The organism is Bacillus sp. USDA818B3_A (genome assembly GCF_009928415.1).
In the GTDB taxonomy this organism is placed as follows: domain Bacteria; phylum Bacillota; class Bacilli; order Bacillales; family Cytobacillaceae; genus Neobacillus.
In genome coordinates, this window is the sequence record NZ_JAABNN010000001.1 from 142807 (window position 1) to 154362 (window position 11556).

Consider the following 11556-nt stretch of genomic DNA (forward strand, 5'->3'; position numbering starts at 1 on the left):
ACGAATTAGACAGGCCACTCGCCCCCCTGATAAACCATATCCCAGAAAATGTATTCAAAACGGGAAGTAGTTAGGAAATGTTCTTCAAGGACCGCTAACTCCCATTCAGGCTTTCCATCGGTTAACTGATCTAATAGGTTGATCAGCCACTGGGCCAGGGCGCCAAACTCATCAGAAGCGTACATGGTTACCCATTCACCATATAGATAGTGGCTGCTAGCACCTTGATAGTCCTTAGCTAACATTTTGCCGATCTCCCAATAGCTCCACATACATGGTAATAATGCCGAAATCAATTCTTCTAATGAACCATTTTGTGCAACCTTTAACATGTAACTGGTATAAGCTATATTAATCGGAGTTGGTTTCGTTTCTTCCAGCTGTTCATTCGTTATTCCAAATCTTGAGGCATATTGTCGATGCAGATCCATTTCTCCATGCAAGGTTTCATGCAGGAGCTTGGCGAATGCTGCCATTGTCTCGATGTCCCTCGCCTTCACCGCTCCAATAGCGAACAGCTTCGAATAGTCAATTAAGTACACGTAATCTTGTTTCATGTAGCGAATAAAGGACTCAACTGGCAGGTCCCCCATCCCCATACCAACAACAAATGGATGCTGGTGGGTTTTCTCCCATATATCACTTACTTTATCAAAAAGTCGCTCAGAAAATTTCATGCTGTTGGTTTGTCCCCCTTCTCGGTGTTGCACCACTCGGCGATAAAAGTAGCCAGAACCTTTGTAAAATCAAACAGCTGCTGGATTTCCAGCTTTTCATCGACGGCATGGGCGTCCTCTAATTTTCCCGGTCCAAATATCGCGGTTGGAATTCCGGCACGACCGAGCCAGCCTGCGTCGGTTACCGTTGTGGACATTCCGACTGTTGGAACCTCTCGCAACGCTTCTTCATAGGAGTTCGCTAACAGCTTTGTACCAGGATGGTCAGGGTCGATTTCTAATGAAGGAAAAATTTCTCCGCGGTCGACAATCATTGACTTTCCTCCCCAGACAAACTGTGGAGGATTATCTCTAAGCCAAGGATCCGCAGTGGCAACGGCAAGGACATGCTGTTCAATTTCACGGATCACTTCTTCGTAATCTTCATTCGGGTAAAAATGGACCGTTACCCATAAAGCGCAGCGATCAGCTACAAACGCCGCATGTCTGCCTCCCTCAATGACCGCAGGATTAATCGTGTTGGTACCTGGCGGGAATCCTGGATCACTTTTCGTAACAGCCCAGTGACGCTCGAGTTCTTGCAGGCCGGCAATGATCTTCATCATTTTTTCAATCGCACTGGCTCCTTTTACCCCTCCGCCCGCATGAATCATTTTCCGGCGGATTCCATCATGGTAGGTGTCTTTACTTTCAATCGTAATCCAGCCAGTAATGACGCCGCCTTGTCCTTGAATATGTAAATCACTCGTATCAACCACTACCGCATAGTCCGCGCGGTAACCTCGTTCGACACAGTCTTGCGTACCGGCTTCACCCACCTCTTCCCCAATCACAGATTGAAATTGAAGATCGCCTTTAAGGGTAATACCCATTTCTTTTAATAGTTTAATGGCAAAAAGGGATGCAGCAATGCCGCCCTTCATATCGGCAACGCCCCGTCCATAAATATAGCCATCCATTTGTTGGGCTTCGAATGGGGAGGCGCTCCATTCTTTCGTATCTCCAACCTCGGCCACATCGACATGTCCATTGACAATTAAGCTATTATACTTCCCTGGTGATTCACCCGTTAAGATTCCGACCACATTGGGATCACCAGGGTAAACATCCCATTTATCCGTCGTGAAACCTAACTCTTCGAGATACCCTTTAATAAACTCTTGAACATCATTCGTATTACGTGCGGGAGGGCTGACGGTTGGAAAAGCAACAAGATCTGTCAACAGCTCTAGTAGTTCTCCCTTTCTCGCCTCAATCTCCCCCGTTATTCTTCCCATTAATTCTTCGTTCAATTTTCACACACACCCTAGTTTTTTATTGCAGGAGTCTGATTATCATTCATCACTAAAACTTTCTTCCTTAAAAATACGGTTAAAACTACAAATCCCAGCAGTGCGCCTGCAAAAGAGCTGAAAATAAATAGCGGAATAAACCCAAACAGCGTTGCTTTCTGTCCAAGTAACAGGGTAGCAATCGGATAGGAAACAAGCGCTCCAAGAATTCCTGTCCCGATGACTTCACCAACAAACGCAAGATAGATCTTTTTAGTTTTTAAAAATAATAGGGACGCCAGCAGGGCTCCTACCATACTGCCAGGAAAAGCAAAGATGGAACCTGTTCCCATTAAATTGCGGATCAGTGATACCAAAAAGGCCTGAGCAACCGCGTAATAAGGGCCTAAAAGAACAGCTGATAAAACGTTTAAAAAGTGCTGCATTGGGAATACCTTTGTAAACCCGATCGGTATAGCTACGAGATTACTAGTAATTGTGCCAATTGCAACCATCATCGCCGTTAATGTCAGCTTATACGTTTTATTCATGTTTATTAGCCCTCCACACTATTCTTTAATTTTTTTGCCGCTTCATACGGTGAGTCTGCATGACTGATTGCCGTAATGACTGAAACACCATCGGCTCCGGCCTTTACGACAGCGGCTGCGTTTTCATTTGTAATTCCGCCGATTCCAACGATTGGCATCGTGTTACCTTGCTGACGGAGGATTTCGATTAACTCTGTACCCCGTACAGGTTTGGCGTCATCCTTTGTACTTGTGGGATAGATTGGGCCAATGCCAAAATAATCAGCCCCTTCGCTGCGTGCGGTCTCGGCTTCTTCTGGGGTATGGACGGAAACACCTAGGATTTTGCTGCCACCAATTCTTTCACGTACCACTTTTACTGGCTCATCCTCTTGTCCAATATGTACACCATCTGCATCCAGCTCCATTGCGAGTTCAATGTCATCATTGACGATGAATGGAATTTGATAGTTTTTGCAGATGAGCTGCAGTTGTCGAGCCAGTTCATATTTTTTCGCACCGGTAAGGGCCCCTTGCCCTTTTTCACGGAATTGGAAAATAGTCACACCGCCCGCTATTGCTTCTTTTAATACTTCCGCTGGTTCTTTAAGGCAGTTAGGACTGCCCATAATAAAATAAACTTTTAAAGCTTCTCTCAGGTTGTTCATCGATTTCCGAGCTCCCTTCTTTTCCGTAACGCCCCATGGTTTGTCGGTCCATGACCATGACCAACATCAATCCCATCCTCGATTGCCGCCTGAATAAACTCTTTCGCCGTTAAGACCGCATCATAAACCGAAGCACCTTTCGCCAGTTCAGCCGTCACTGCTGCTGAGAAAGTACAACCGGTCCCATGGGTGTTTTTTGTCGGAATCCGTTTATTCGTAAACGTATGAAACTCCGAACCATCATACAATAAATCTGTTGAAGATGTATCATCTTTATCATGTCCGCCTTTGATGACAACCGTATGAACGCCCAGTTCAACCAATTTTAAAGCAGCTTCCTTTTTATCCTCGGCACTCCTAATCGACATCCCTGTTAGAACCTCTGCCTCTGGAATATTAGGAGTAATCACTTTTGCCAAGGGTAATAGATGGGTCTTCATGGCAACAATCGCTTCCTGCAGCAGTAAAGAGGCACCGCCTTTGGCAATCATCACTGGATCGACAACAAGATTCTCCCATCCAAATTTGCGGATTTGCCCGGAAACAGCTTCAATAATCTCCGAACTGAACAGCATCCCTGTTTTAAGGGCATCTGTGCCGAGGTCTTCCCCGATTGCGTTCATTTGTTGAACAATCGCTTCCGGTGTCATCGGATAAACCCCATGAACACCCAAGGTATTTTGCGCAGTCACTGCCGTAATCGCTGACATCCCGAAGACCTCCAATTCTTGAAATGTCTTCAAATCAGCCTGAATACCAGCCCCGCCGCCGCTGTCTGAGCCGGCAATCGTTAATGCTTTATACATCTTAAAAACCTCCGTTAAATCTTTTTGATAGACACACTCGCAGTAATATCTTCTTCATTTATAAGTGCTAATTGATTTAAAAATTCAATTTGGAAACTGCCTGGTCCCGCTTCAGCCGTTTTCTTTGCCGCCTTTTCCGCAGCAGCCCCGTAATAAGCTAAAGCGCAAACCGCTGCCCGGAGCACATCTTTTTCTACTCCAGCAAAAGCCCCGATGACTGAGGTTAATAAGCAGCCAGTTCCTGTTACTTTCGTTAAAAGAGGGTGTCCGCCAGATACGACATAGGTGGTTGCACCGTCCGAAACGATATCCTCTTTTCCGGTGATCACCACTACGCTGCCACTTTTTTGAGCTGCCTTCACAGCAAGTTCGACCTTGTCTCCATTGCCTTCCCCTGCGTCAACACCCTTGATTTCCCACTTTTCACCAATGACATTTGCGATTTCTGCCGCATTCCCGCGAACCACAGCAACCTTCACTTCATTCATTATTTTGTGGGCAGTATCCGTTCGATAAGGAGTAGCACCTGCTCCTACCGGGTCAAAAATGACGGGAACGCCCTGCTCATTCGCTGCTTTCCCTGCGATAATCATGCTATACACATTCTGTGCATTTAAGGTACCGATATTCAAAACCAATGCACTTGCAATCCTTGCCATATCCGCGACTTCTTCACTGGCATAAGCCATAACTGGTGATGCACCTAAGGCAAGCAGTCCATTTGCGGTAAAATTTGTCACAACCACATTGGTAATATTATGTACAAGCGGGCTAACATCTCTGACTCTCTGTAACGTTTCATACACGTAATGTTTTTCCAACCTATTTTCCCCTTTTCTTTTAAAAAATAAAAAAACCAGACCCATAATGGACCTGGTTTGGTTTGATTTGATTGCGTTGCGTAACAAAATATCCCACTTAACTACTTTCCTACGCTGGAATTATCCAGATCAGGTCCAAAGGGTTAAAAACTTAATCGTTTTCTCTCAGCCTGAATACAGGGCACCCCTAGTAGATCTTCGTTATTAAATTACACTCATCTTACCCCTATTTCCTAGCATTGTAAAGAATTTTTATTTGACACCTTTACTTTTAGCTATGTCGATAATTTCCTTTAGCTCATTCGTAAATCCCTTTACTGCTCTGTCATTCAGTACGGTGACCGGGACTCCTAAAAAACCGTATTGCTCGACTTCTTTTTGATAAGTTGGATTTTTGGAGATATCTCTTACCTCAAAGGGAACTCCTTCTTCGGTCAATACCTTTTTAACCATGGTACATTCAATGCAATCGTTGGTTGTATAAACAATCACTGTTTTATTCATTCGTAACTCCTTTATTAGAAAAAAAGATATGGTCTGCCTCTATCGTATCACCTATTTGCAGTATACCAAAGGAATACATCTTCTGACGGCGTTTATCTGTCGGGGAACCAGGGTTAAAAAGCAGGAGCCCATTTTGATATTTTTTCAGAGGAATATGTGAATGACCAAAAATAATACAATCGACTTCATCTTCAGTAAAAGCTAAAATAGCCCGCTTTTCTGTTGTTTTTCCCTTACCATGCCCGTGAGTAACCCCTATTTTAAATCCGTTCAACTCTATGATTCTTTTTTCGGGGAAATGTTTCTTAATCTCTTCATCATCAACATTGCCAAAGACCCCTTCCACTTTCCCATATGTATGAAGTTCATGGAACACGTCGATTGTCTGCCAATCACCAGCATGAATAATTAAATCTGCATCTTTTAATTCCGCCGTTAATCTTGCAGGTAGTCCTTTAGCCCGTTTAGGTAGATGGGTATCGGAAATAATCACAATTTTCACTCTTTTCCACCCCGTTCATCATAGTGTACTCTTCGATTATTATATAACAAATCCTCTTGTATTGTTGAATTCTAAAGGTTCCTGTGTTTTTATTCCTCGGGAAAGCGCATAAACAGACATTTTTCGCCTAATTTTGTCGGAGCGTTTTCTGTTATAGAATAAATTGTCTGTAACAATAAAACCTTGAAAAATATCAAGGTTTTATTACTTCACAAACTATATCGTTCGTTTCGAAGAACCATTTTTATATCCCTTTGCGGGAAATATCATAAAATCATTCATCTGTACTATTTTGATGTAATGGCCGGTAGACCTTTTTAATAAACTTCTTCATTAATTCAGGGAGAATTTTCCTTCGCCTCGTGACCAATGTGGTGACAATGGTCTTTCTTTCCTCTGGCGAAACCAGCCATTCATCCGGAATGACGGAAACAATTTCCTCGATTAGATAAATGGGCATGGTTTGAATGAGTTCGAAAAATTCCTTAAAGATTTGTTCCTCACGAATATTTTGTGCCATAATCTGGTGGGTTGCACTTTTTAGTACCTCTACCGGCAAATCCTCCAAATCGGAGCGAAGCCAGCTGTTTGTACCAAAAATCTCCGCCTGATCAATCATCCACAAGTGAAAGCTGCCATTTTCCTTTTCCCTCAGCAAAATATTTTTCCGCGTCCGGTCCTGATTACACAGCCAATAGTCTAATAGAATGATACCGGCCAGTGGTTGATCATTAATAATGACAGGGTCACTTTCTACTTGATGACCATCTTTGCAGTTCTTCATATATAACGAAGCAAATTGATATTGAGTATGAGAGAGATTAGCCAGTTCAGGTACTTGAGAAGAAAACTTATCAGGAATTTCAACAATCCTGGCAAAGGGAATAGGCAGTCCTAAATAACGGGCCAAACAATAGCCAACCCACTCATTTGGCAAAGTTTTCTCAAACTCAGGCTGAAAAAATTTCACAACATAATCTTTTCCATCATTAAAATGGATTAAGTGCGCATTTGATTTTCCCTCAAGCATTTTTATATATTGTACTGGTGTGATCATGAACCCATCACCCCATTTTTGTTGCCTAAATTTTTAAGTAATTGAATATATTCTTCTGCCACTTTTTCTATCGCAAAATTCTGTTTAACGTGCTCAATTGCCGATAGTGACATTTCCTGATGGTTCATAGGGTCATCTAGAATGTTATTAATTTGGTTGACCGCATCATCTACGTTTTGTCCACGATAAAGCCGGCCCGTTACGCCGTCTATCACCAGCTCGGTAACTGGCATCATTTTCGATGCGACAACCGGAATCCCGCATATCATCGATTCAATAAATGTATTACCAAAGGATTCTGTCTTCGTTGTCGCAAGTGTACAGCCGCCTGATTGCCGGATTTTCGCATATACATGCGGCATTTGTTGATAGGGAATCACAGGAAACCATTTAATCAAGTCTGTTAGCTGCTCCTCTTCCCAGACAGCCTTAAACTCTTCGCGCTGAACACTTTGTGCTCCTCCAATCACCCATATTTCAATATCACTCCGGTAATCTTTCATTCTTTTGGCTATTTCGATTAACATCTGCCAGTTTTTTCGTTTGTCTAATCGTCCAATCCAACCGATAATTTTTTTATTATCAGGTAGGATTGGATCTGAACTTACATCCATTTCTTCGGGAGCTAACGCCCGGAAAAAGGATGTGTCGACTCCGTTGTAAATCACTTGGATTGGGATTTCATCTGTTAGGATAGAGACTAGGCGCTTTTGATAATTAGAGGGCACAACAATCAATTCGGGTTCAATTCCCTTAAAGGATTTTAGGTGCGGTGTGAGCTTGATCAGTTCCGGAGTACGGGCTTCAATAATGACAGGACCTTTAAATTGGGCCTTTCGTATCCATTTATAGGCTGCACTTGTATCCACCACGATGATAGCGTCATAGTTATTTTTCTTAATTAATTTTATTATTTTTTTCTCATCTTTTGTAAGATACACCTTAGCGACATCTTGCATAATGTGAAGTCCACCATGGTCTGTGGTGTAAAGAAACTCTGTTTCAATGCCATGCTTTTTAAAATAAATCGAGCGATTCCTCCATCCAGCGTTAACACCGCCAACGGTTAGAAGCCGCCAGATTACTAGTACTTTCATTTAATACTCTCCTCTTCTTGATATCTATTGAAGTTAATATCTTCTTCTAACACCGCCCTTTGGATTTGCTTCAAATCTTTCCCCTTCAAAACGCTTCCTAGACTGCTGTCTAGTAGAACCTCGGCTGGTCTCTCCAGAGTAACGGCGGCCTGAAGATTCTTGATCCCGGTCCCTTTCACTAACTGATTCAGTCTGGTTTTCAAGATTTTTCCAATATTCATCTATTTTTTTCATGACCTTGTCTGGATCAACACCTCGGGCCAGCATAACCTTAATCCATTCTTCCTTGAATACTTTTTGAACAAGACCTTCAAGCTGTAACATATATTGTTTTTCATCGTTGGTTGTTATCAATTTTTTGCAAAGTTCCTTTAATTTTTGATCATCTCTCTCAGGAAGAAGGTTTTCGAGGATAAATCGAGACATTTCTTCCATTTGGATATAATGCTCCCATTCTTTATATAAATCAGGGGCCATTTCTTGAACATGCGATAAGAATATTTCCTTATTTTTTTCTCCGAGGGATGTTAACAGCTTACGCGGGTATGGATAGACACGGTCACGCCAGACAGTTCTGGCCACATCAATGACCTTTAAGTATCCATCAGGCTGGATGAAAATTTGCCGTTTATGATGGTCAATACGCTGAAAGCCAATTGCTTTAAACGTAATTAGCATCTCTATTAATTTGTAGGATAGTTCATGTGTTAATGGCTGAGATTGAAGATATTCACGCAGGTCGATTCCCTGGACTAATTCCATTGCGATATAGAGGCGGCCTTTGGCATATACTTTGGGGAATAAATTAGTATTTTTTCCGAGCGATAAGGCATAGTACTCCCGTTCACAGTCTTCTACGTTACCGAAAACTTTGACACATGCATCAGCTTCTGATATTTCCTTCGGCACTTGAAAGACGGCCCCTTGACGGCCTTTTCCGATCATTACAAACGGGGAATTGTTCTGTATTACTTCTACATCAGCATTTTCTAAATTCCGCACTTTAATACCTTTAATCCACATCTCTAGTTGTTTGGTATCCACATTTTTCCTCCTAGCATTATTTTCTTACCTATTTTCATGAATCGCCGATCGTTGGTTTCAATCCCCTATAACTAACTATTAGTTATCCGTTTATAGGTGCTTGTCTATTTAAACCATCCGATGAGTTGAGACAAAATCAAGAACAAAGATTGAATCGTTGGTATAGTAAATTCAAGTAGTTATAAATTGGTAAAGGCGTTTGTCCACAAAATCAAAAAAGAATGGCCAGCCTCTTTCCCGTTCAATGAAACCGATCCGGGTTAAGTGGCTGGCCATATTGAAAATATGATTTACTTTACGGTGCCTGTCACCTTTCTTATCATTACCCCTGTTAAAAAGGTTAAAAAGACATGGGTGCCAAGTTTTACGGTGGGCTGGACTTGTGTGTCTCTTAGCGGGTCAAGGCAGACGATGTCAATTGCTTTGACTTTTGGATGCTTGGCAGCAGTGAAAACTGCATCCAGTAGTTCTGCTGTTGTCATTCCGCCTGGCGTAGATGCAGGGACACCAGGGGCATAGGCGATATCAAGGACATCCATGTCAACGGTTAAGTAGATTGTGTCGACCTTTTCATTAAGCTTTTTTAAGCATTGAGAGACCGTTTTTGCGATACCTCTTTTTCGTGCCTGGCGGATGGTCAAATAATTAACACCCTTTTCATCTGCATACACCTTTAAATCCTTGCTATTAAAAAAGCCATGTAATCCAATGTTGTATAGGTTCGGCCCTTCCACTACACCACTATCAATCAAATTCCGCATCGGTGTTCCGTTGGAAGGCCCATCATCAGCAAGGCTTCTTAAATCGAAGTGGGTATCCAATTGCAAAATGCCTATCTTCTCCTGTGGTTTTGCCCAATGTAATCCTTTTATCATCATGGCAGTAATGGAATGATCCCCTCCGACCGCCGTAACTATTGAGGCAGGAAAATTACGATGAATGGTCGCTGATGCCTCGGCGATATTATCATGACAACGGCGGATATCGGTAACGTGCATTGGTACGTCCCCCACATCTAAGGCAAGCATTTTTCCTAAATCCACGTCCTCATCTATGTTATAAGTGGTAAAGCCTTTCCAGGCACGTCTGAAAGCATCCGGAAATTCGGATGCTCCTGAGGGGCTAATCGACGAACGAGAGAGCGGGACCCCTACGACTACCACATCCGCCTTCTTCGTTTGTTCAGGATTAGACTCCTTGGTTAGCGGCTGAATCCACTCATGAACCTTGTTCATTTCATAGTTTCCTTCAGGCCTTACCCAAATAAAACCCGGTGGATTTAATTTAGGATAGAGAAAGCTATTCAAGTAAGCCGACCTCCCTTTACAACGACCCTGCCATTTTTAATTACAGTTTCGATATGATTCATCCCATACAAGTATTGAAGTTTCATATAATTTTCTACCTTAAAAATCGTCACATCACCTTTCTTACCTTCCTCCAAACTGCCAATCTGTTTGCCGCGCCCGATCGCATGTGCGGCATTAATCGTTGCTGCGGTGATGACCTCTGCAGGTGTCATCCCCATTTTTACACATGCTAGATTCATTATAAAAGGGAGGGATACAGTTGGAGAGGAGCCTGGATTGCAATCTGTTGACAAGGCCACGGGTACACCCATATCTATGATTTTTCGTCCATTAGCCGATTCTGCCATTAAAAAATAAGCGGTTCCGGGAAGCAGGACCCCGACTACCCCCTCATCAGCCATAGCCAGCAGTCCTTTTTCAGATGCTTTTAACAGATGATCGGCTGAGATGGCTCCCACCTCTGAAGCAAGTTCTGCCCCGCCATATGGTTCAATTTCATCAGCATGAATTTTCGGTGTTAACCCATAACGCTTTCCGGCCTCGAGAATAATTCGGGCTTGTTCCGGAGTAAACACACCTTTTTCACAGAAGACATCATTAAACTCGGCGAGTCCCAGTTTGGCCACCAAAGGGATCATTTCTTCTACCAAAATATCGACAAATTGATCCGGATTGTCCTTATATTCTTTTGGAACCGCATGTGCCCCCATAAAAGTGGACACTACGTCGATTGGATGCTTTTCGTTTAATTGCTTAGCCACTTCAAGCTGCTTTCGTTCGGTTTCCCAATCCATCCCATAGCCGCTCTTTGCTTCAACCGTTGTCACTCCATGTAACAGGAACTGATTTAATCGCTCGAAGCTTTCCTTAAATAGTTCATCATGGGTGGCCTGTTTTGTCCCTCTAGTCGTAGCATAAATCCCTCCGCCGGCATTCATGATCTCCATGTAGGACGCTCCCTTGAGCCTTAGGTTAAATTCATTTTCTCTGCTTCCAGCAAAAACTAAATGTGTATGTGGGTCAACTAGGCCAGGTGTGACGAGCTTTCCTGCCGCATCAATCACTTCAGCAAGATAAAGGCGGTCGGCGTATTTTTTAACAAGTTCCTCGTCCTTTCCTACAGCTTGAATCACCCCATCTTCAATCCACAAACTGCCGTTTTCGATGATGCCAAGGGTAGACATCGCTTCTTTTACTAGGGTAGCATTGGAACTCCCCCTTAGGGTTACTAGCTGAGCTGCATTCCGAATAAAAATGGCCTTGCCCATC

At 42.9% G+C, this 11556-nt stretch carries 13 protein-coding genes and 1 riboswitch; all 13 genes read right to left on the bottom strand.

Going from position 1 to position 11556, the window contains the following annotated elements:
- Window positions 1–5: 5 nt before the first annotated feature.
- The 13 genes from tenA to hutI all read right to left on the bottom strand — a co-directional run bounded on the left by tenA (window position 6) and on the right by hutI (window position 11555).
- Window positions 6–677, bottom strand: coding sequence for a thiaminase II (gene tenA / locus GXK58_RS00720; protein WP_160718892.1), 672 nt, complete (start codon window positions 675–677; stop codon window positions 6–8).
- The gene (locus tag GXK58_RS00725) at window positions 674–1954 is read right to left on the bottom strand and encodes an acetylornithine deacetylase (RefSeq protein ID WP_160719732.1); all 1281 of its coding nucleotides are present in this window, start codon (window positions 1952–1954) and stop codon (window positions 674–676) included. Before GXK58_RS00725 ends, tenA begins: the two co-directional genes overlap by 4 nt.
- Before the next feature lie 29 nt (window positions 1955–1983).
- Window positions 1984–2499, bottom strand: a complete 516-nt coding sequence (gene thiW / locus GXK58_RS00730; protein ID WP_160718894.1) for an energy coupling factor transporter S component ThiW — start codon at window positions 2497–2499, stop codon at window positions 1984–1986.
- 5 nt (window positions 2500–2504) lie between these two features.
- Window positions 2505–3146, bottom strand: a complete 642-nt coding sequence (gene thiE, locus GXK58_RS00735; protein ID WP_160718896.1) for a thiamine phosphate synthase — start codon at window positions 3144–3146, stop codon at window positions 2505–2507.
- Window positions 3143–3952 carry a bifunctional hydroxymethylpyrimidine kinase/phosphomethylpyrimidine kinase gene (thiD, locus tag GXK58_RS00740; protein WP_160718897.1) on the bottom strand — a complete coding sequence of 270 codons (810 nt, stop codon included), beginning with the start codon at window positions 3950–3952 and terminating at the stop codon, window positions 3143–3145. The genes thiE and thiD overlap by 4 nt, the downstream gene beginning before the upstream one ends.
- Before the next feature lie 14 nt (window positions 3953–3966).
- Window positions 3967–4818, bottom strand: coding sequence for a hydroxyethylthiazole kinase (gene thiM, locus GXK58_RS00745; protein WP_160719734.1), 852 nt, complete (start codon window positions 4816–4818; stop codon window positions 3967–3969).
- 44 nt (window positions 4819–4862) lie between these two features.
- Window positions 4863–4972, bottom strand: a riboswitch (TPP riboswitch).
- A gap of 53 nt (window positions 4973–5025) precedes the next feature.
- Window positions 5026–5277 carry a glutaredoxin family protein gene (locus GXK58_RS00750; protein ID WP_160718899.1) on the bottom strand — a complete coding sequence of 84 codons (252 nt, stop codon included), beginning with the start codon at window positions 5275–5277 and terminating at the stop codon, window positions 5026–5028.
- The gene (locus GXK58_RS00755) at window positions 5270–5779 is read right to left on the bottom strand and encodes a metallophosphoesterase family protein (protein ID WP_160718900.1); all 510 of its coding nucleotides are present in this window, start codon (window positions 5777–5779) and stop codon (window positions 5270–5272) included. The genes GXK58_RS00750 and GXK58_RS00755 overlap by 8 nt, the downstream gene beginning before the upstream one ends.
- A 274-nt stretch (window positions 5780–6053) precedes the next feature.
- A complete protein-coding gene (locus GXK58_RS00760; RefSeq protein ID WP_160718902.1) occupies window positions 6054–6836 on the bottom strand; it encodes a HipA family kinase in 783 nt (260 codons plus the stop codon).
- Complete coding sequence (locus tag GXK58_RS00765) at window positions 6833–7933, bottom strand: glycosyltransferase family 4 protein (protein WP_160718903.1); 1101 nt, start codon at window positions 7931–7933, stop codon at window positions 6833–6835. The genes GXK58_RS00760 and GXK58_RS00765 overlap by 4 nt, the downstream gene beginning before the upstream one ends.
- Window positions 7934–7966: 33 nt before the next feature.
- Window positions 7967–8977, bottom strand: coding sequence for a hypothetical protein (locus tag GXK58_RS00770; RefSeq protein ID WP_160718905.1), 1011 nt, complete (start codon window positions 8975–8977; stop codon window positions 7967–7969).
- 290 nt (window positions 8978–9267) lie between these two features.
- Window positions 9268–10284, bottom strand: coding sequence for an agmatinase family protein (locus GXK58_RS00775; protein WP_237389523.1), 1017 nt, complete (start codon window positions 10282–10284; stop codon window positions 9268–9270).
- Window positions 10281–11555: an imidazolonepropionase gene (gene hutI / locus GXK58_RS00780; RefSeq protein ID WP_160718906.1), complete on the bottom strand. Its 1275-nt coding sequence runs from the start codon at window positions 11553–11555 to the stop codon at window positions 10281–10283. The genes GXK58_RS00775 and hutI overlap by 4 nt, the downstream gene beginning before the upstream one ends.
- Between the last annotated feature and the right edge of the window lies 1 nt (window position 11556).